21 protein-coding genes and 1 tRNA gene are annotated in these 19,000 nt (G+C 58.3%); 15 read left to right on the top strand and 7 right to left on the bottom strand.

Going from position 1 to position 19,000, the window contains the following annotated elements:
• Positions 1-293: 293 nt before the first annotated feature.
• Positions 294-1,535: a phosphoglycerate dehydrogenase gene (gene serA, locus FJU30_RS17145; protein WP_150436197.1), complete on the top strand. Its 1,242-nt coding sequence runs from the start codon at positions 294-296 to the stop codon at positions 1,533-1,535.
• 351 nt (positions 1,536-1,886) lie between these two features.
• Here serA and FJU30_RS17140 read toward each other — a convergent pair whose 3' ends face one another.
• Positions 1,887-2,888, bottom strand: coding sequence for a zinc-binding alcohol dehydrogenase family protein (locus tag FJU30_RS17140; protein ID WP_150436196.1), 1,002 nt, complete (start codon positions 2,886-2,888; stop codon positions 1,887-1,889).
• A gap of 95 nt (positions 2,889-2,983) precedes the next feature.
• On the opposite strand from FJU30_RS17140, the gene FJU30_RS17135 reads away from it, so the two are divergent.
• Positions 2,984-3,970, top strand: coding sequence for a LysR family transcriptional regulator (locus FJU30_RS17135; protein WP_150436195.1), 987 nt, complete (start codon positions 2,984-2,986; stop codon positions 3,968-3,970).
• Here the strand turns inward: FJU30_RS17135 and ygfZ are convergent.
• Positions 3,949-4,950 (bottom strand): tRNA-modifying protein YgfZ, encoded by a 1,002-nt coding sequence (ygfZ, locus tag FJU30_RS17130; protein WP_150436194.1) that lies wholly within the window; start codon positions 4,948-4,950, stop codon positions 3,949-3,951. The genes FJU30_RS17135 and ygfZ overlap by 22 nt on opposite strands.
• A gap of 187 nt (positions 4,951-5,137) precedes the next feature.
• Here ygfZ and sdhE point away from each other — a divergent pair, with 187 nt between their 5' ends.
• From sdhE to rlmF, 3 genes are all read left to right on the top strand, one after another.
• The gene (gene sdhE / locus FJU30_RS17125) at positions 5,138-5,404 is read left to right on the top strand and encodes an FAD assembly factor SdhE (RefSeq protein WP_150436193.1); all 267 of its coding nucleotides are present in this window, start codon (positions 5,138-5,140) and stop codon (positions 5,402-5,404) included.
• Positions 5,385-5,801, top strand: coding sequence for a protein YgfX (locus tag FJU30_RS17120; RefSeq protein WP_150436192.1), 417 nt, complete (start codon positions 5,385-5,387; stop codon positions 5,799-5,801). The genes sdhE and FJU30_RS17120 overlap by 20 nt, the downstream gene beginning before the upstream one ends.
• Positions 5,802-5,946: 145 nt before the next feature.
• Complete coding sequence (gene rlmF, locus FJU30_RS17115; protein WP_150436191.1) at positions 5,947-6,876, top strand: 23S rRNA (adenine(1618)-N(6))-methyltransferase RlmF; 930 nt, start codon at positions 5,947-5,949, stop codon at positions 6,874-6,876.
• 49 nt (positions 6,877-6,925) lie between these two features.
• Here the strand turns inward: rlmF and fldB are convergent, their stop codons facing one another.
• Together fldB and FJU30_RS17105 are read right to left on the bottom strand one after the other, a co-directional pair.
• On the bottom strand, positions 6,926-7,444 hold the full coding sequence (gene fldB, locus FJU30_RS17110) for a flavodoxin FldB (protein ID WP_150436190.1): 519 nt from the start codon (positions 7,442-7,444) through the stop codon (positions 6,926-6,928).
• Between the two features lie 197 nt (positions 7,445-7,641).
• The gene (locus FJU30_RS17105; RefSeq protein ID WP_150436189.1) at positions 7,642-8,970 is read right to left on the bottom strand and encodes an MFS transporter; all 1,329 of its coding nucleotides are present in this window, start codon (positions 8,968-8,970) and stop codon (positions 7,642-7,644) included.
• A gap of 189 nt (positions 8,971-9,159) precedes the next feature.
• Between FJU30_RS17105 and xerD the strand changes: the two genes are divergently transcribed.
• From xerD to FJU30_RS17060, 10 genes are all read left to right on the top strand, one after another.
• Positions 9,160-10,059: a site-specific tyrosine recombinase XerD gene (gene xerD, locus FJU30_RS17100; protein ID WP_150436188.1), complete on the top strand. Its 900-nt coding sequence runs from the start codon at positions 9,160-9,162 to the stop codon at positions 10,057-10,059.
• A 47-nt stretch (positions 10,060-10,106) separates the two neighbouring features.
• Positions 10,107-10,823, top strand: coding sequence for a bifunctional protein-disulfide isomerase/oxidoreductase DsbC (gene dsbC / locus FJU30_RS17095; RefSeq protein WP_150436187.1), 717 nt, complete (start codon positions 10,107-10,109; stop codon positions 10,821-10,823).
• Positions 10,824-10,830: 7 nt separating this feature from the next.
• A complete protein-coding gene (recJ, locus tag FJU30_RS17090; protein WP_150436288.1) occupies positions 10,831-12,564 on the top strand; it encodes a single-stranded-DNA-specific exonuclease RecJ in 1,734 nt (577 codons plus the stop codon).
• Positions 12,565-12,662: 98 nt separating this feature from the next.
• A protein-coding gene (gene prfB / locus FJU30_RS17085) for a peptide chain release factor 2 (protein WP_150436186.1) occupies positions 12,663-13,761 on the top strand; the annotation gives its coding sequence in 2 pieces (ribosomal slippage) (positions 12,663-12,737 and positions 12,739-13,761; 1,098 coding nt in all).
• A 9-nt stretch (positions 13,762-13,770) separates the two neighbouring features.
• Positions 13,771-15,288 (top strand): lysine--tRNA ligase, encoded by a 1,518-nt coding sequence (gene lysS, locus FJU30_RS17080; protein WP_150436185.1) that lies wholly within the window; start codon positions 13,771-13,773, stop codon positions 15,286-15,288.
• A 226-nt stretch (positions 15,289-15,514) separates the two neighbouring features.
• A tRNA-Gly gene (locus FJU30_RS17075) sits at positions 15,515-15,588 on the top strand.
• An 89-nt stretch (positions 15,589-15,677) separates the two neighbouring features.
• Positions 15,678-15,914, top strand: a complete 237-nt coding sequence (locus tag FJU30_RS27260; RefSeq protein ID WP_223881622.1) for a DUF6538 domain-containing protein — start codon at positions 15,678-15,680, stop codon at positions 15,912-15,914.
• Positions 15,908-16,138, top strand: a complete 231-nt coding sequence (locus tag FJU30_RS27255; RefSeq protein WP_223881621.1) for a hypothetical protein — start codon at positions 15,908-15,910, stop codon at positions 16,136-16,138. The genes FJU30_RS27260 and FJU30_RS27255 overlap by 7 nt, the downstream gene beginning before the upstream one ends.
• Before the next feature lie 131 nt (positions 16,139-16,269).
• Entirely contained in the window at positions 16,270-17,070 is an 801-nt protein-coding gene (locus FJU30_RS17065) for a hypothetical protein (protein WP_150436184.1), read from the top strand.
• Between the two features lie 148 nt (positions 17,071-17,218).
• The gene (locus FJU30_RS17060) at positions 17,219-17,536 is read left to right on the top strand and encodes a DUF3379 domain-containing protein (RefSeq protein ID WP_150436183.1); all 318 of its coding nucleotides are present in this window, start codon (positions 17,219-17,221) and stop codon (positions 17,534-17,536) included.
• On the opposite strand, the gene FJU30_RS17055 is transcribed toward FJU30_RS17060, so the two are convergent.
• Genes FJU30_RS17055 through FJU30_RS17045 form a run of 3 tightly spaced genes read right to left on the bottom strand, consistent with a single transcriptional unit; the run spans position 17,533 to position 18,957 of the window.
• Positions 17,533-17,805 carry a hypothetical protein gene (locus FJU30_RS17055; RefSeq protein WP_150436182.1) on the bottom strand — a complete coding sequence of 91 codons (273 nt, stop codon included), beginning with the start codon at positions 17,803-17,805 and terminating at the stop codon, positions 17,533-17,535. The two genes, FJU30_RS17060 and FJU30_RS17055, sit on opposite strands and share 4 nt — an antisense overlap.
• On the bottom strand, positions 17,798-18,403 hold the full coding sequence (locus tag FJU30_RS17050) for a hypothetical protein (protein ID WP_223881620.1): 606 nt from the start codon (positions 18,401-18,403) through the stop codon (positions 17,798-17,800). Before FJU30_RS17050 ends, FJU30_RS17055 begins: the two co-directional genes overlap by 8 nt.
• The gene (locus FJU30_RS17045) at positions 18,400-18,957 is read right to left on the bottom strand and encodes an NADAR family protein (protein WP_150436181.1); all 558 of its coding nucleotides are present in this window, start codon (positions 18,955-18,957) and stop codon (positions 18,400-18,402) included. Before FJU30_RS17045 ends, FJU30_RS17050 begins: the two co-directional genes overlap by 4 nt.
• Positions 18,958-19,000: the final 43 nt, after the last annotated feature.

Genomic DNA, 19,000 nt, shown 5'->3' with positions numbered 1-19,000 from the left:
CGGTCAATGCGCCGACAAACCGAAAGAGGAAGGGGATAAGCGCGCATCAATCGCTTTTTGTTTTCGTCACTAAAATTTAGTGATTAATGTCACATTTTTCACCTTTTTTCATCCCTGATCCGGTTGGTCCGTTCTTTCGCAGTATTTTTTGCCATAAACATTCGTTATGGGTGGGCGGGACAGGCCGGGGCAGGCAATCGTTTGTATTGCCGACGGCGGAATTTTTGTTATGGTGGCAGGAGGAGTATTTGGCAACTGCCGCAATTATAGGTCAGAAACATAAAGGTCAGGAAATGGCAAAAGTATCATTGGAAAAAGATAAAATTAAGTTTTTGCTGCTTGAAGGCGTTCATCAACGCGCGCTGGACACTTTACGCGACTCAGGTTATACCAACATCGAATATCATAAAGGTTCACTGGATCCTGAGTCGCTGAAAGCCTCAATCCGTGATGCCCACTTCGTTGGTATCCGTTCACGCACCCACCTTACCGAAGAAATTTTCGCGGCCGCGGAAAAGCTGATCGCCGTCGGCTGTTTCTGCATCGGGACTAACCAGGTTGAACTGCCTTCCGCAACCCGTCGCGGTATTCCGGTCTTTAACGCGCCTTTTTCCAACACCCGTTCCGTAGCGGAAATGGTGCTGGGCGAACTGCTGCTGATGCTGCGCGGTATCCCGGCGGCGAATGCCCGGGCGCATCGCGGCATATGGCACAAACAGGCTGTGGGTTCGTTTGAAGCGCGCGGTAAAAAACTGGGCATCATCGGCTACGGGCATATCGGCACGCAGCTGGGTATCCTGGCGGAAAGCGTGGGGATGCACGTTTATTTTTACGACATTGAAAGCAAACTGCCGCTGGGCAATGCGCAGCAGGTTAGCCATCTGTCCGATCTGCTGAATATGAGCGACGTGGTCAGTCTGCACGTGCCGGAAACGGAAAGCACTCAGAACATGATGGGCGCGGAAGAGCTGGCGCTGATGAAACCCGGCGCCATGCTGATTAACGCTTCGCGCGGTACGGTGGTGGATATCCCGGCGCTGGCTGAAGCGCTGAGCAGCAAGCATCTGTCAGGCGCGGCCATCGACGTGTTCCCGCAGGAGCCGGCCAGCAACAATAACCCGGACGATCCGTTTAAATCTCCGCTATGCGAATTTGACAACGTGCTGCTGACGCCGCATATCGGCGGCTCCACGCAGGAAGCGCAGGAAAACATCGGCACCGAAGTCGCCGGTAAACTGGCGAAATATTCCGACAACGGTTCAACGCTGTCTGCGGTCAATTTCCCGGAAGTCTCGCTGCCGACTCACAGCGCGCGCGCCAGCCGCCTGTTGCACATCCATGAGAATCGTCCGGGCATGATGAACAGCATTAACCAGATTTTTGCCGGCAAAGACGTCAACATCGCCGCTCAGTACCTGCAGACCAGCGCTGAGATTGGTTATGTGGTCATTGATGTGCAAACTGAGCAGGCTGATGTCGTTCTGCAGATGCTTAAATCTATCCCCGGTACCATTCGCGCCCGTCTGCTGTACTGATTGCTCTGCGCCGTACGGGACAGCCCGCAAGGGCTGTCTGAGGCTGTCGACAACATCGCCAATGATCACGGGATACGTCGGCCCGCCGCAGAGAGGGGCGTTTCGGCGGCTAACGGCGTGACACCCGCTTGCCGCGCGCTCCCTGATGCAAACTGGTCATCAGGCCGGGACAGCCCGTAAGGGCTGTCTGAGGCTGTCGACAACATCGCCAGTGATCACGGGATAGGTCGGCCCGCCGCAGAGAGGGGCGCTTCGGCGGCTAACGGCGTGACACCCGCTCGCCGCGCGCTCCCTGATGCGAACTGGTCATCAGGCCGGGACAGCCCGTAAGGGCTGTCTTTTTTATCTGCCTTACAGCGTGATAGTGATCTTGCCGCGCATATGGCCGTCGAGCACTTTTCGGTGCGCCTGCTGCAGTGTTTCCACCGTTAGCCCGTGCAGCGTTTCGCTGAGCGTGCCCTGCAGTTTCCCTTCATCCACCAGTTTCGCCACCTGCTGCAAAACTTCCCCCTGACGAGCGATATCCGGCGTGTTGAACATGCTGCGGGTAAACATAAATTCCCAGTGCAGCGCCGCGCTCTTACGTTTCAGCTCATCCTGGTCGAGCTGCTGCTGGTTTTCCACGATGGTGCAGATCTGCCCCTGCGGCGCGATGAGTTTGCCGATCGCCGGCCAGTGGCCGTCGGTGTCGTTCAGGCAGAAAATATAATCGACCTGGCTGATATCGTGCTGCGCCAGTTCCTGCGCCAGATTGCGGTAGTCGACAACCAGCTGCGCGCCGCGCTGCCGGCACCAGCGAACGGAGTCCGGGCGGGACGCGGTCGCGATCACCCTGACCGGGCTGCGCAGCGCGGCCAGCGAAATCGCCAGCGAACCAACGCCGCCGGCGCCGCCGATAATCAGCAGCGTCTGATCGGCGCGCGCCTGCTGGATGTTTAACCGCTCGAACAGTCCTTCCCAGGCGGTCAGGGCGGTGAGCGGCAGGGCGGCGGCGGCGGCCCAGTCCAGCGACGTCGGTTTGCGGGCAACGATTCTGGCATCGATCAACTGATGACTGGTGTTGCTGCCGGGGCGGGTCACGTCGCCGGCATACCAGACTTCGTCTCCGGCCTGAAAACCGCGCACGGCGCTGCCGGCTTTCAGCACCACGCCGCTGGCGTCCCAGCCGAGGATGCGCGGCTGCTGCAGACCGCTCTTACACAGACCGGCGTGCACCTTCGTGTCGACCGGGTTGACCGAGACGGCTTTGACCGCGACCAGCAGATCGTGCTCGCCGGGGGCGGGAATTGCGGGCTGGATAGCGATAAACTGTTCCGGGTGTTGCGGATCAACGGCAATAGCGTGAGCTGTCATGATGTTCTCCTCATAGTGTTCCCTGTAGTGTAGAACCTGAACATAATGCTGTTAAGATGGACAATAACTAACGCAGCGTTCGGCATAAAAGAACAATGAGATATAAACAGCTACAGGATATGGCGTTGTTCGCGCTGGTGGCGGAGTGCGGCAGCTTCACCCAGGCGGCGCGCAAGGCCGGACTGGCGAAATCCAGCCTGAGCCAGCGCATTAGCCAACTGGAGCAATCGCTGGGTCTGCGACTGATCAACCGCACTACCCGTCACATCAATCTGACGTTTGCCGGCGAACGCTATCTGGTTCATTGTCAGGAAATGATGCATGCCTGCGAGCGGGCGGAGGACAGCATTCAGCGGCTGCGCGATAACCCGAGCGGCCGTCTGCGCATTACCAGCCCGGCCGGATTGGGCGCTACGCTGTTGCCCCGACTGACAACCGCTTTTCAGCTGCGTTTCCCGGCGGTATCGCTGGAGGTTTTGGTGTCGGATACGCTGACCGACCTGGTGCAGGATGGATTCGACGCCGCGCTGCGCACCGGCAAACCGCAGGATTCATCGCTGATTGGCCGGCCAATCGGCGCTACGCCGCGCTATCTGCTGGCGTCGCCGGACTATCTGCGCCGGTATCCCGCGATCGCCCATCCGCAGCAATTGCCGCAACATCACTGTATTGCGCACCGGGCCTGGCCGGCGTGGGTGCTGCAGCGCGGCGATGAGTATTATCGCTGGTCGTTACCGAATAGCCATACGACGGATAATCTGCTGTATGCGCGGGAATGCGCCATCGCTGCCGCCGGCATCACGCTGCTGCCGTCTTTTCTTTGTCAGGATGAAGTGCGCAATCAACAGCTGGTGCGCGTTTTGCCGGAATGGCGGGCCGAAGGCAACGGAGTCTGGCTGGTGTATCCGAGCCGCAAGCTGAACTCTCCGGCGCTGGCCTGTTTTATTGACTTTGTGCTGGAGCAGGACACCGTGCGCGACTGCGCACGGGCACTGGAGTCATTAACGGCTGACGAAGGCGAGCGGGCGCCGCCGGCCGGTGGTCATAGCCGGCCGTTCGATCAGGCTTCGTCCAGCGAATAGGGCAGCGTCTGAATGCTCAACCGGCTGCTCTGGTCCTCGCGCACGCGCAGCACGCAGTCCGCCGCCAGATCGTTGTTCAGCACGGCCTGCACCCAGAGCGTGTCGTCCCGTAAACGAACGGCGGCCAGCACGGTGCCGGTACGGCGCCAGTTTTCACCCAGTTTCAGTTCAAGATCGTCCCCCGCGGCGGGGGTTTTATCCGCCTGGCCGGCCAGCCAGTAGAGCGCCCGTTTATTGGCGCCGCGATATTTCGCTCTGGCGACCATTTCCTGTCCGGCATAGCAGCCTTTACTAAAGCTGATTCCATTCAGCGCCTGTAAATTGGTGGCCTGCGGGATGAACTGTGCGCTGTTGACGCTGTCAATGATCGGCAGCCCGGCTTCAATGTTCAGCGCCAGCCACTGTTGACTGTCATTACGCGCCAGCCGGTCCGCAGTCTGTTCCAGCAGCGCGGACGCCTGGCCGACGCTGAGCACCAGCAGAAAGCGCGCCTGCGGCTGACTGAAGTACAGCAGCGTCGCCGGTTGGCCGGCGAAGTCGGCGCTGACGACCGGGTGGTCGGCGTCGGGCAGGAGGCTGAACAGGCCGGCGATACTTTCTCTTGCCTGCTGCCCGGCCAGCCCCAGCAAGACGCGTTCATCATCGGCCGCGATGGTGGTGCGCGAGAACACGGCGTATTTTTTCAGCTCGCTAAGCTGTGCATCGCGCAGATTACGGCGCTCAATAAAGGCCATCCCGTCTGCGTAGTGAAACAGGCGCAGGTCGCTCCACAGTTTGCCTTTGGCGTCACAGTGACCGCAGAGCACATGCTGGTCGGCGGGCAGCGCGGCGACATCGGTCGTTACCTGACCCTGCAGGTATTTCTCCGTGTCCGGCCCGCTCAGCGTGACCAGCGCCCAGTCGTCCAGCGAGATCAGACTGGCCGGTAATTGGGCGGAAGCAAGCGGAGGCTGTGAAGCGAAAGGAAAGGTGATAGCCATAATGCGATCCTGGGTCGGTAGAGATGAATGGCCTAATGGTAAAAGAGCGCGGCAGCTTTGCAAGCGGTTATTATTGATATGTTACCGAAGCTGCGTTGAAGTATGTCAAAGTGTTACTATTAGTTAGATACCCCCCGTTGAAATCGGGTTACACTAAGGGATAAACATCGATAATAAGGTGGAAGACGTGGACATCAATAACAAAGCACGCATTCATTGGGCATGTCGGCGCGGTATGCGTGAACTGGATATATCCATCATGCCTTTCTTTGAACATGAGTTTGACGCACTGAGCGACAGCGACAAACAGGCCTTCGTTCGTTTACTTCAATGCGACGACCCGGACTTATTTAACTGGCTGATGAATCACGGTGAGCCAGACGATCAGGAGTTAAAACGTATGATTATGCTAATCCAGACGCGAAACAGAGATCGTGGCTTTGTGGCGATGTAACCTCAGGGTATCCTGGCGCATGCAGTTTCTGTCGCTGCTGGTGCACGGTCTGTTGGTGTTGGTCATCCTGCTGGCGCCCTGGCCGGAAGGGTACTCGGCGCTGTGGCTGACGCTGGTGACGCTGGTGGTGTTCGGTTTTATCCGCAGTCAGCGCAACATCAAAGTGCGCCAGGGTGAAATCGTACTGCAAAGCGAAAGCCGGCTGCGCTGGCAGCAGCAGGAGTGGAGCATCGTCAGGCGACCGTGGATGCTGAGAAACGGCGTTCTGCTGTCGCTGCAAAAAATCGGCTGCAGCAAAAAACAACGCCTGTGGCTGGCTTCCGACAGTATGGACAATGAGGAATGGCGCCATTTGCGCCAGCTGTTATTGCAGCACAAGGACTGGGCTCAGCAATAGCGCGTGCCTGGCCCTCCCGTCGCGTCAGCGGCGGTCGTTGGCCGACGGGCAACCCGCGCGCCGATTTTCCCCGCCGCGATGTTAAAGATTTACCGATCGTCATGCGGCAGGTATCTTATGCGCCCTGCAATATGAAACCAGGCAAATGACCATGTCCGCTGAGAAAACAACGCTTCATCCCCGTAACCGACACCGCGCCCGCTATGACTTCGCCGCGCTGCAGCACAGCCTGCCGGCGCTGGCGCCCTTCGTGAAAGTGAACGCTTATGGCGAAACCTCAGTGGATTTTGCCGATCCCGCCGCGGTCAGAACGCTGAACCAGGCGCTGCTGCGTCATTTCTACCAGATCGAAAACTGGACCCTGCCGGACGGTTTTCTCTGTCCGCCGGTGCCGGGCCGGGCGGATTACTTGCACTATCTGGCCGATCTGCTTGCCGCCGACAGCCCGGGCGGTATTCCGCGCAACGTCTCTATTCTGGACATCGGCTGCGGCGCCAGCTGCATTTATCCGCTGATCGGCCAGCATGAATACGGCTGGCGTTTTACCGGCACCGATATCAATCCGCAGGCGATACGCGTCGCCAGCGCTATTGTTGAGGCGAATCCGGGGCTGAACCGACTGATTCGTCTGCGTCGCCAGAAAAACAGCGGCGCGATTTTTCACGGGGTGATTCACAAGAACGAACGCTTTGCCGCCACGCTGTGCAATCCGCCGTTTTATGCCTCGGCGGATGAGGCGCTGCAGGAGACGCAGCGGAAGCGTCACAACCTGCGTCTTGCACACAAGGCGCTGCGTAACTTCGGCGGTCAGAGCGATGAGCTATGGTGCGACGGCGGCGAGCAGGCCTTTATCGGCCGGATGATTGAAGAAAGTAAGGCGTTTGCCCAGCAGTGCCTGTGGTTTACCACGCTGGTGTCGCGCCAGGATAATCTGCCGGCGCTGCAGCGGACGCTCCGGACGGCGGGCGCGCTGCGGGTGAAAATCGTCAATATGGCGCAGGGGCAGAAACAGAGCCGCTTTATCGCATGGAGTTTTATCCGCGACGACGCGGCCGGCCGCTGGCTGGCCAAATAGCCGTCATCGGCGCGGTTTGCTCCGCGCCGCGCGCGTCATCGACGCCCGGTTACAGCAGCGCCGCCGTTTCCTGCAAAATCTGTTCGCACCACTGCTGCAGACGTTCGTCGCTCAGGTCATATTGGTTGACCTCGTCCAGCGCCAGACCGACAAACTGCGCGCCGTCCGCCGTTACCGGTTTGGGGCTGGTAAAGTCGTAGCCTTCCGTCGACCAGTAGCCGATAAAGCGCACGCCCGACTGCGCCAGCTGCTGGTGCAGCATGCCCATCGCATCCAGGAACCATTCGCCATAGCCGAGCTGGTCGCCCATACCGTACAGCGCGACAATCTTGCCGTTCAGATTGAGCGTCGGCAATTGCGTCCAGATATTTTCCCAGTCTTCCTGAATTTCACCGAAGTCCCAGGTGGGAATACCGAGAATCAAGACGCTGTACGTTTCCATCAGGCGCGGGTCGGTATCTTTCACGTTATGCAGGGTGACCAGCTCTTCGCCCAGAATATCGCGGATTTTTTCAGCCGCCATTTCGGTGTAACAGGTGCTGGAGCCGTAAAACAGACCAATTTTCATAAGCAGTGGATTCAGTTTATTCAGTAAAGGAACAAGCGCGCCGGCGCAGACTGCGAGTCAGGAGACAGGCAGCGGACCGCGCGCCGGCAGTCCGGTCTGATTAGTTTAATCTTGTCGGCGGGCAGAGTTAAAGTAAAAGCGTTACGGCGGGAAGTCCGGAGGGGGACGGCTGGGGGCCTTCTCCCTCCGGGATTGACTTAATGTAACGACTGATGGCGGGTCTCATGAGTAGCCAGCAGCGCGATCAGCGTCAGCGTGGCCATCGCCGCCAGATAGAGGCCGACGTAGAACAAACCGTAATTGGCGGTCAGCCAGGTGGCGATATACGGCGCCACCGACGCGCCGAGAATCGACGATACGTTGTAGGAAAACGAGGCGCCGGTATAGCGTACTTCGGTCGGAAAGAGCTCCGGCAGCAGCGCGCCCATCGGGCCGAAAGTCAGCCCCATCATGCACATCCCGGCGATCAGGAACAGCATAACCAGCGACGGGCTGCCGGAACCGAGCAGGAACGGGAACAGCATGGCGAACGCCAGCATCAGGCAGGTCACGACGATCATTGTCTTGCGACGACCGAAGATATCCGCCAGATAGCCTGCGAGCGGAATAATCAGACCGAAACCGATCACGGCGATCATCAGCATCCACAGGAAGCTATTGCGCGGGAAGCCGAGTCCGGCCGGCACCGGCGAGGTGCCGTAGGTCATGGAGTACACGGTCATAATGTAGAACAGCGTGTAGGTGGCCAGCATGATAAAGGTGCCGAGGATGGTGACCTTCAGATGCTTGCTCAACAGCGTTCCCATCGGGACCCGCACCTGTTTGCCCGCCTTCGCCGCTTTGGTGAATACCGGCGTTTCGTGCAGGGAAACCCGAACATACAGGCCGATCAGCACCAGCACCGCGGAGAAAATAAAGGGTACGCGCCAGCCCCATGCCATAAACTGCTCGTCGGTCAGCAGCCAGGAGAGCAGCAGGAAGGTGCCGTTGGCGAAGAAGAAGCCGATGGGCGCGCCCAACTGAGGGAACGAGCCGTACAGCGCGCGTTTGTGCGCCGGCGCGTTCTCCGTCGCCAGCAGCGCCGCGCCGCCCCATTCGCCGCCCAGCCCCAGACCCTGGCCGAAGCGCGCCAGCGCCAGCAGCATCGGCGCCAGAATGCCGATGGTTTCATAGCTGGGCAGCAGGCCGATCATGACGGTGGAAATCCCCATGGTCAGCAGCGAGGCGACCAGGGTAACCTTACGGCCGATGCGATCGCCGAAGTGACCGAATAGCGCGGAACCGAACGGACGCGCAATAAAGGCGATGGCGAAAGTCGCCAGCGACTGTAGCGTGGCCGCAGTGGGATCGCCCTGCGGAAAAAAAATGTGCGGGAAAACCAGCACGGCGGCGGTGGCGTAGATATAAAAATCGAAAAATTCGATTGCTGTGCCCACCAGCGAGGCGATAACGACTTTGCCGCGCGAATTGAGCGGCGCGGCGTTATCCTGTTCGTCCGGCATGGCGGGAGTGATAGTGGCTTGCATAAGTATTTCTTATCTTTAACAACAGTGAACCGGTATTCTACGCATAGCCTGAGTATTTTTTCAACGCCAGGGATATCGCGGGCATTACGGGGAAATGTCCGCGATATCGGCTTCGGTGCAGACAGATATATTCGATTTTGTTGAACATAAGGCATAATGGGATTGGTTTTTGTTATGCGAGGAGAGGAAATGCAATCTCAGGATCTGGCATTAACAGAGCAATTTCTTGATGCTTTGTGGCTGGAACGCAATCTGGCGGAGAATACGCTGGCCTCTTACCGGCTTGATTGCCGCGCGCTGACCGACTGGCTGGCTCGCCATAACAGCGATTTATTGCGCGTGCAGTCATCCGATCTGCAGGCGTTTCTCGCCGAACGGGTCGACGGCGGCTACAAAGCGACCAGCTCGGCGCGGCTGTTGAGCGCCATGCGCCGGCTGTTTCAATATCTGTACCGCGAGACGCTGCGGACCGACGATCCGAGCGCCATTCTGGCTTCGCCTAAGCTGCCGCAGCGGCTGCCGAAAGATCTGAGCGAAGCGCAGGTGGAAGCGCTGCTTAACGCGCCCGGCATCGAACAGCCGCTGGAACTGCGCGATAAGGCGATGCTCGAAGTGCTGTACGCCACCGGGCTGCGCGTTTCCGAACTGGTCGGTCTGACTATCGGCGACGTCAGCCTGCGCCAGGGCGTGGTGCGGGTTATCGGCAAAGGCAATAAAGAGCGACTGGTGCCGCTGGGCGAGGAGGCGGTCTACTGGATCGAATACTATCTGGAGCACGGCCGACCGTGGCTGCTCAACGGTCAGACGCCGGACGTGCTGTTTCCCAGCAATCGCGCGCAGCAAATGACGCGTCAGACCTTCTGGCATCGTATCAAACACTATGCGATCCTTGCCTCCATTGACAGCGAACGACTTTCACCCCATGTTTTACGCCACGCATTCGCCACGCATTTGCTGAACCACGGGGCGGATTTACGGGTTGTACAGATGCTGCTGGGGCATAGCGATCTTTCCACGACGCAGATTTATACCCATGTTGCGACCGAGCGACTGAAGCAACTGCATCAGCAGCATCATCCGCGCGCCTGACCGGAGGCGCACGGCGTAACCGAATAGTAGATAACAGGATGAATATAATGAAGAAAGGCCTAATGTTGCTCGCCATGCTGGCGGCATCGATAACCGGTCTGGCGCACGCCGACGATACCGCAATCAAGCAGACGCTGGCCCAACTGGGCATGCAGGACGTGCAAATTCAGCCCTCCCCGGTGAACGGCATGAAAACCGTCCTCTCCGACAGCGGCGTGCTGTATATCACCGAAGACGGCAAGCACCTGTTGCAGGGGCCGCTGTACGATCTGAGCGGCAAAAGTCCGGTCAACGTCACTAACACGCTTCTGGTCGGTAAGCTGAACGCGCTTCAGGACCAGATGATCGTCTACAAGGCGGCGCAGGAAAAATATCAGATCACCGTGTTTACCGATATTACCTGCGGCTACTGTCATAAACTGCATGAACAGATGAAAGATTACAACGCGCTCGGCATCACCGTGCGCTATCTGGCTTTCCCGCGCCAGGGGCCGAATTCGCAGGCGGCTAAGGATATGCAGTCGATCTGGTGCGTGGCGAATCGCAATCAGGCTTTTGATCAGGCGATGAAAGGGGAGGCGATTTCGCCCGCTACCTGTAAAACCAACATCGCCGGGCATTATCTGCTGGGCGTGCAGCTCGGCGTGCAGGGAACGCCGGCGATCGTACTGAATGACGGAACGGTAATCTCTGGCTATCAGGCGCCGAAAGAGATGTTGGCGATGTTCGAGGCGCGTCAGGCCGCGCAGAAAGCGGGTGGTTGATCGTACGGTGGAACTGACAACGCAACTTCGCCGCCGGGCGCCGGCGGACGACGGCAACCTGCCGGCTTCTCTGCCGCCGTTACTGCGCCGGCTTTATGCGCTGCGCGGCGTAAAGGCGGCGCAGGAACTGGAACGCAGTCTGAAAGGGCTGCTGGATTATCGCCTGCTGGCCGGCATCGGGCAGGCCACCGATATCCTGCAGCGGGCGCTGGCCGGGCAAACGCGCATCGTGGTGGTCGGCGACTTTGACGCCGACGGAGCGACCAGCACCGCGCTGACCGTGTTGGCGCTGCGCGCTATGGGCTGCAGCAGCGTACAGTATCTGGTGCCGAATCGCTTTGAGGATGGTTACGGCTTAAGTCCGGAGGTGGTCGCTCAGGCGGCGGCGCTCGGCGCGCAGCTGATTGTCACCGTCGATAACGGCATCTCCTCCCATGCCGGGGTGGATGACGCTCATCGGCGCGGTATTGACGTGCTGGTCACCGATCACCATCTGCCGGGAGAAACGCTGCCGGCGGCGGAAGCCATCGTGAACCCCAACCTCAGGGAATGTACTTTTCCATCCAAAGCGCTGGCGGGCGTGGGGGTGGCGTTCTATCTGATGATGGCGCTGTTTGTCCGTCTGCGCGAACAGGGCTGGTTTGCCGGCAAGGGGCTGGCCGAGCCGAAGCTGGCCGAACTGCTCGATCTGGTGGCGCTGGGGACGGTGGCGGACGTGGTGCCGCTGGACGCCAATAACCGCATTCTGGTGGCGCAGGGTCTGAACCGGATTCGCGCCGGCCGCTGCCGACCGGGGATCCGCGCGTTGCTCGAAGTGGCGAATCGCGATGCCGGCCAGCTGGTAGCCAGCGATCTGGGTTTCGCCCTCGGGCCGCGCCTGAACGCCGCCGGCCGCCTTGACGATATGTCGGTCGGCGTCGCGCTGTTGCTAAGCGACGATATGGTGCAGGCGCGCAGCCTGGCCAGCGACCTGGACGCGCTAAATCAGACGCGGCGCGAAATAGAACAGGGGATGCAGGTTGAAGCGCTGACTCTGTGCGAACAGCTGGAGCGCAGCGCCGATAGCCTGCCTTTCGGTCTGGCGATGTACCACCCTCAGTGGCATCAGGGAGTGGTCGGCATCCTGGCGTCGCGTATTAAAGAGCGTTTCCACCGGCCGGTGATCGCTTTCGCCCCCGCCGGCGACGGCGTACTGAAAGGCTCCGGCCGGTCGGTTGCCGGCCTGCATCTGCGCGATCTGTTGGATCGTCTGGATACGCTTTATCCCGGGATGATGATGAAATTCGGCGGCCACGCGATGGCGGCCGGGCTGTCGCTGGCCGAGGTCAATTTCGACGATTTCCGCCGGCGTTTCGGCGAGCTGGTGAGCGAATGGATGGACGCCTCACAGCTGGAGGGGATCGTCTGGTCGGACGGCGAACTGGCGCAGCAGGAGCTGTCGCTCGGCACCGCCGAGATGCTGCGCGATGCCGGTCCGTGGGGGCAGGCGTTTCCCGAACCGACCTTTGACGGTCATTTCCGCATCCTGCAGCAGCGCCTGGTGGGCGAGCGCCATCTGAAAGTGATGGTGGAACCGCTGAACGGCGGACCGTTGCTGGACGGCATCGCCTTTAACATCGATACCCGGCTATGGCCGGACAGCAGCGTACGCGAGGCGGAACTGGCCTATAAGCTGGATGTGAATGAATTCCGGGGCAAACGGTCGGTACAATTGCTGATTCAGCATCTGTGGCCGCTATAAATCTGAACAGACGGCTATAAACCACCGCGTGAATCCGTTAGAATTACCGGTCCGAACGCATTCCGTCATCTACCACCTAACGTAAGATTCTAAAAATCATGTTTGAAATTAATCCGGTAAAAAACCGAATTCAGGACCTGTCTGAGCGGACAGCTGTTCTGAGGGGGTATCTTTGACTACGATGCCAGGAAAGAACGCCTCGAAGAAGTAAACGCCGAGCTGGAACAGCCGGACGTCTGGAATGAACCCGAACGCGCTCAGGCGCTGGGCAAAGAGCGTTCATCGCTCGAAGCGATCGTCGACACCATCGATCAAATGGCGCAGGGGCTGGACGATGTCGCCGGGCTGCTGGAGCTGGCGGTGGAAGAGGACGACGAAGACACCTTCAACGATACCATTAGCGAACTGGATCAACTGGAGCATAAGCTGGCGCAGCTCGAGTTCCGCCGCATGTTCTCCGGCGAGTACGACAGCGCCGATTGTTACCTTGATATCCAGGCCGGTTCCGGCGGTACGGAAGCGCAGGACTGGGCCAGCATGCTGCAGCGTATGTATCTGCGCTGGGCGGAAGCGAAAGGTTTCAAAACCGAAATCATCGAAGAGTCGGAAGGTGAAGTCGCCGGCATTAAATCCGTCACCATCAAGATCATCGGCGACTATGCCTTTGGCTGGTTGCGCACCGAAACCGGCGTACACCGCCTGGTGCGTAAGAGTCCGTTTGACTCCGGCGGCCGTCGTCACACCTCGTTCAGCTCCGCGTTTGTTTACCCGGAAGTGGACGACGATATCGATATTGAGATTAACCCGGCCGATCTGCGCATTGACGTTTACCGCGCATCGGGCGCGGGCGGGCAGCACGTTAACCGGACCGAGTCCGCGGTACGTATTACCCACCTTCCGACCAATATTGTCACCCAGTGCCAGAACGACCGGTCTCAGCATAAAAACAAAGATCAGGCGATGAAACAGCTGAAGGCCAAGCTGTACGAGTTTGAGATGCAAAAGAAAAATGCTGAGAAACAGGCGCTGGAAGACAATAAATCCGATATCGGCTGGGGCAGCCAGATCCGTTCCTATGTTCTGGACGACTCGCGCATTAAAGACCTGCGTACCGGGGTGGAAACGCGCAATACCCAGGCGGTGCTGGACGGCGATCTGGATAAATTTATTGAAGCAAGTTTAAAAGCGGGGCTATAAGGAAAACTCATGTCTGAACCACAATCTCAGGGTGCCGGCCAGGCGCTGGATCTGAATAACGAACTGAAAGCGCGCCGGGAAAAGCTGGTCGCGCTGCGCGAAAAAGGCATTGCGTTCCCGAATGATTTTCGCCGCGATACCACGTCTGACCAACTGCACGCCAGCTATGACGACAAAGAGAATGAAGAGCTGGAGCCGCTGAATATCGAAGTCACCGTGGCTGGCCGCATGATGACTCGCCGCATCATGGGCAAGGCATCGTTTGTTACCCTGCAGGACATGGGCGGCCGTATCCAGCTTTATGTCTCCCGCGACGACCTGGCTGAAGGCGTTTATAACGAGCAGTTTAAAAAATGGGATCTGGGCGATATCCTCGGCGCCCGCGGCCGGCTGTTTAAAACCAAAACCGGCGAACTGTCGATCCACTGTACTGAATTGCGTCTGCTGACCAAAGCGCTGCGCCCGCTGCCGGATAAATTCCACGGCCTGTCCGACCAGGAAACTCGCTATCGTCAGCGCTATCTGGACCTGATCGCCAACGACGAATCGCGCAAGACCTTCCGTATTCGCTCGCAGGTGCTGGCCGCCGTACGCAGTTTTATGGTCAGTAAAGGCTTTATGGAAGTGGAAACGCCGATGATGCAGGTGATCCCGGGCGGCGCCTCGGCGCGTCCGTTTATCACCCATCACAATGCGCTGGATATCGATATGTATCTGCGCATCGCGCCGGAGCTGTATCTGAAGCGCCTGGTCGTGGGCGGTTTCGAACGCGTGTTCGAAATCAACCGCAACTTCCGTAACGAAGGTATCTCGCCGCGCCATAACCCTGAGTTCACCATGATGGAACTCTATATGGCCTACGCCGATTACCGCGACCTGATCGCGCTGACCGAAGAGCTGTTCCGCACGCTGACGCAGCAGGTGCTGGGTTCTTCCACCGTGCAGTATGGCGAGCAGATTTTCGATTTCGGCAAACCTTTCGCCAAACTCACCATGAAAGAGGCGATCTGCACATACCGTCCGGAAACCGACGTAGCCGATCTGGACGATCTGGACAAAGCGACGGCGATCGCGCAGTCGCTGGGTATCCAGATTGAAAAAAGCTGGGGTCTGGGCCGCATCGTCACCGAGATCTTCGAAGAGACCGCGGAAAGCAACCTGATTCAGCCGACTTTTATCACGGAATACCCGGCGGAAGTCTCGCCGCTGGCGCGCCGTAATGACCAGAACCCGGAAATCACCGACCGCTTCGAATTCTTTATCGGCGGGCGTGAAATCGGCAACGGCTTCTCCGAGCTGAACGACGCGGAAGACCAGGCGGGGCGTTTCGCCCAGCAGGTTAGCGCCAAAGACGCCGGCGATGACGAAGCGATGTTCTATGACGAGGATTACGTGACCGCGCTGGAGCACGGCATGCCGCCGACCGCCGGTCTGGGTATCGGCATCGACCGTATGATTATGCTGTTTACCAACAGCCATACCATCCGCGACGTGATTCTGTTCCCGGCGATGCGCCCGCAGAAATAAGCGGCGGCGCGCAGTTTTGACTCTCCGCCGCCGTCGGCTGCGGGATGGCGCGCGGGCGAGGCTTCCTGCAGGAATCTCCCCGCGCTTTTATCGACCGGAAGGCGGCGGCGTTTGTTTTTCGCCCCGGCTCTTTTTCGGCGGGATTGCTCAAAACTCCAGCGTTTACAACGGATTTTCGCTTGCCCGGCAACGGCATAGGGTTATAATGCCTGTCGCACACGCCTGTGCGGGCGTAGTTCAATGGTAGAACGAGAGCTTCCCAAGCTCTATACGAGGGTTCGATTCCCTTCGCCCGCTCCAGAATTTCCCTAACGTATTCATTCCTCGATATTTTTCTAATTCATACGTGACGGCGCTCGTGATCCTCCTGCAAGGCGTTCATACAGCCGATGGCGCAGCGTGATAATCTTTATCGACGTTCAAGCGGAATCTGCGTTCTGCGAATCACCGTTCCGGTTCGTTATCGCGCCCTGACAGGGCAGCGCGAGATTCATGCATCTACCCGCACAACCCACATTGCAAATGCCAGAGCGATCGCCGCGCGTTTGCTGGATAAGTGGTATGCGTTTCTGGAAGAGTTCAGGCAAGTGGATAAAGAGCAGATCGGGGCAATGCGCCATTGTTGACTGGCGCCGGCAAAATCAGCCTGACGCTGTTTTGCGAGTCATTTGGGCTTGAGACAGTCATACATAATCTTCTGGCAGACAATGTGCCGCTGTATGCCCTTGTGCCGAATCAGCGTGGCTTTCTGATTGATGATTTCAGCATGCTTGAGCGTGATCCTGAGACGCATGGGTTCGTTTTAAACAATGTTGCGCATGACGGTGCCGAGGCTGCGGTAAACGGTTAAATGATTTTTCACTCAAAGTAGTCGATTGCAGCCACTCTCTGCAGAATGCTTTGGCCTGTTGCCGGATAAATATTCCAGGTATACTGCCGGGCATCGTTGTGGTGATGTTCCCGTTGATCAAGGTCTGATATATGTCTCTTCCCGAAGCCTCCGGCAATCCTGACGTTACCTTTACCGACCTGCCTGCCTCTGTGGCGGAGGCGCGCCAACAAACGCAGCAGGCGCAGACTCGGCTCAATGAGCGTAATACCCGCGTTACTAACGTTTTCATGATTGTCCAGGGACTATTCTGCGGTTACTTTCTGGTGAAATGGCTGTGGCAGGGCCACTATATCGGCGGGCCGATCTATGCTGTGCTGCTGTGGTGCGTCACGTGGCTGGCGTATCTGCCTCTGCAGTGGCTGTCGGGCAGCCAACGCAGGGATCTGGATCAGGCCAGAAACAACGAGACTGCGGCGTTGCTTGAGGCCAGTAAAGCATTTATGGACAGCCTTAATCTGGGGCCTTATCGCTGGATTTTGCGGGGGCGCCGGGTGCTCGGCGTGTTTCCGGCGAGCAATAGCTTATACCTGCTTGCGCCGGAATCCGGGCAGCGCCATGCGTTGATCGACGCTCGCCGCGTGGTGAAACAGGTGACAGTGGCTGAACAAAGCCAGACTCAGGAAACCACTGAAACCAGCACCACCCACGGACGCCGCCGCGTTTGGGCCTTCAATAACCATGTCGGCGTGGTCGGCAAGGGAAAATCCAGATCGACATCGACCACGACCGTCACGACGACTCATCACTTCACTCTGAATATTCAATTGCAGGCTGGCGCGCAAAAACCGTATTGGACAAGCTGGTCTTTTGGTAATGACTGGCAGGAAGCGGAGAACTGGCGATTGCAGATTTGCCAGGCGGCGGGTTTAGAGACGAGCCAGCAGAGATAGCCTGTTATACCTGTGAGAGGAAGGCGCACTGGCTGGCGGTCGATGATTTTCCGGGGGCTGGCGAGCGAGACGGCGGGATGACCAATCCATCCGGTGATCGTTTGTTTTGCCGTGGTCGTACAAATGCGGGTTATTGAGCAACGCCGGGATGAAAGATAGAACGCACTCAAAGGACGGGATGTCGCAGGAACAGGCCAGGCGGCGTTTTGCCGAAATATTGCTGGCGATGGCCGCCGTGTTCTCTGCGCTGCTGAGTATCCTGTTCGGTTTTCTATATTTTGAGCTTTACTGGCGCTGGCGCGACCTGTTTTACGAAAATGGCCGCTATTTTGATGAGCAAAACGCGGTGGTTTATCAGGATGACAGCGCTATCCTGATTGTCCCGACGCTATGTTGCGTCTTGCTCACGCTGGTGTTGACGATAGCCTTGCGGGTGCGGCGGCGGCGCTATTTACGCCGGGGTTAGGCCAGCCCCAGATTTCGCACGCGGTCCATCAATCGGATCGATGTCTGTTCGGCAAGATCGTCGACGATAAACAACATGTGGTGATAATACGGATTTGGATGTCGGGTTTCCATTTCGATACGGCAGGGATATTGCCCGGGATAATCAGACAGGCCGTTCAGCGCGGTCAACAGGGCATCTCCCGCATCGTCAAAGTTACCCGCGCCATAGGCGTCCTCAATGGTATGCAGCGCAATGGCGATGCGCCACTGCCGTTTTGTTTTATTCACAGATCGATCCGTTATGAATATCCGCTTCTCTTACAATGCGATAAACCGCGACTATCCGATAAGGCCCGGGCTCGCATCCCGCTAATCCACCAGATGTAATTAACGTTCTGGCCGTATCGGCGCTGTCCAGCAGGCACCAGGCATTAACTTTTACCTCTTCCGCTAAGTGGTTGCACGATAGCGGGGAGCATTCCGCCGAATGGCCGCAAGTGCAGGTGACGATGTCGTAGCCCATTAGCGATTTTCTGACGGGGATGTCGACCGCCAGCGGGAATTCGGCGGCGGGTTCATAGCTTATCCATCCGCGCCGTTCATCAAACTCTTTTTCGCTGCCTTCATAATACAACCAGGTGAGCGACGCCGGGTCGATCCGCCTCTCCCGAACGATTTCATCAATAATAGCCGGCGAATCGAACAGCCAGTAGCCGTTATGCCGCCAGCAATTCACCCACTCGGTAAAATCCGCTGAAACGCAGGCGCTCATCGAGTAGATAGCCTCCACCTGAGCCGCTTTCAGCCATGCGGGACGCGGCGCGATGATTTTTGCCATATAGCCCAGCGGTATCATTCTTTCACGCCAGCGGGTAGCGGCGATCATGATGAGGCCAGCTGCTCACGCACCTGCATCAGCGCGAATCCCAGCAGGTTATGGCCGCGCCACAGGAGCGGATTGGCGACGCGTTCGTCGTCCTGCGCCAGCCCAATGCCCCAGACCCTATCGACCGGGCTGGCTTCGACCAGAATACGGGAGCCGGTGTTCACCAGATAATCGGCCAGCTCGGGATGCTGGCTAAACTTAGCCATATTGGCGCGCACCACAATAGCAAAGCGGTGCTCGCACCAGAGCGCATCATCGAAACCGCGCACCTGCCGGCCCAGCGCTTTGGCCGCGCCGGGATTCGGCGCTTTAAGCACCAGGGCGCAGGTGTCATCGTCGGCGAAAAGCCGTGCTTTTTCGGCCATCATGAAATGTTCCGCCGATGGGTAGCGCAGACTGTCGACTTCAAAGGGCGCCCCGTACCATTGGCTGAAGCAGGAAGCCGTCACGCCCGACTTCGCGGGTTGATGCCCCCAGAAAAAAACGAATTTAAGTTTTTCGCCCGCGCGGTAGCGCCGGCACAGTACTTCCCGATGCTGAGTATCATTTGTCATAGTGTTCGGTATACATTTGTCATACTTCCTTACGGACGGCAGT

This window comes from Affinibrenneria salicis (assembly GCF_008710095.1).
Note: the sequence above shows the minus strand (reverse complement) of the source record. Positions and strands in the feature narration are given on the sequence as shown.

What these genes read in the sequence shown, in the direction of transcription:
- serA (WP_150436197.1), top strand. Translation starts at nt 294, where the DNA reads ATGGCAAAAGTATCATTGGAAAAAGATAAAATTAAGTTTTTGCTGCTT.
- FJU30_RS17140 (WP_150436196.1), bottom strand. Translation starts at nt 2,888, where the DNA reads ATGACAGCTCACGCTATTGCCGTTGATCCGCAACACCCGGAACAGTTT.
- FJU30_RS17135 (WP_150436195.1), top strand. Translation starts at nt 2,984, where the DNA reads ATGAGATATAAACAGCTACAGGATATGGCGTTGTTCGCGCTGGTGGCG.
- ygfZ (WP_150436194.1), bottom strand. Translation starts at nt 4,950, where the DNA reads ATGGCTATCACCTTTCCTTTCGCTTCACAGCCTCCGCTTGCTTCCGCC.
- rlmF (WP_150436191.1), top strand. Translation starts at nt 5,947, where the DNA reads ATGACCATGTCCGCTGAGAAAACAACGCTTCATCCCCGTAACCGACAC.
- fldB (WP_150436190.1), bottom strand. Translation starts at nt 7,444, where the DNA reads ATGAAAATTGGTCTGTTTTACGGCTCCAGCACCTGTTACACCGAAATG.
- FJU30_RS17105 (WP_150436189.1), bottom strand. Translation starts at nt 8,970, where the DNA reads ATGCAAGCCACTATCACTCCCGCCATGCCGGACGAACAGGATAACGCC.
- xerD (WP_150436188.1), top strand. Translation starts at nt 9,160, where the DNA reads ATGCAATCTCAGGATCTGGCATTAACAGAGCAATTTCTTGATGCTTTG.
- dsbC (WP_150436187.1), top strand. Translation starts at nt 10,107, where the DNA reads ATGAAGAAAGGCCTAATGTTGCTCGCCATGCTGGCGGCATCGATAACC.
- lysS (WP_150436185.1), top strand. Translation starts at nt 13,771, where the DNA reads ATGTCTGAACCACAATCTCAGGGTGCCGGCCAGGCGCTGGATCTGAAT.
- FJU30_RS27260 (WP_223881622.1), top strand. Translation starts at nt 15,678, where the DNA reads ATGGCGCAGCGTGATAATCTTTATCGACGTTCAAGCGGAATCTGCGTT.
- FJU30_RS17065 (WP_150436184.1), top strand. Translation starts at nt 16,270, where the DNA reads ATGTCTCTTCCCGAAGCCTCCGGCAATCCTGACGTTACCTTTACCGAC.
- FJU30_RS17060 (WP_150436183.1), top strand. Translation starts at nt 17,219, where the DNA reads ATGAAAGATAGAACGCACTCAAAGGACGGGATGTCGCAGGAACAGGCC.
- FJU30_RS17050 (WP_223881620.1), bottom strand. Translation starts at nt 18,403, where the DNA reads ATGATCGCCGCTACCCGCTGGCGTGAAAGAATGATACCGCTGGGCTAT.
- FJU30_RS17045 (WP_150436181.1), bottom strand. Translation starts at nt 18,957, where the DNA reads ATGACAAATGATACTCAGCATCGGGAAGTACTGTGCCGGCGCTACCGC.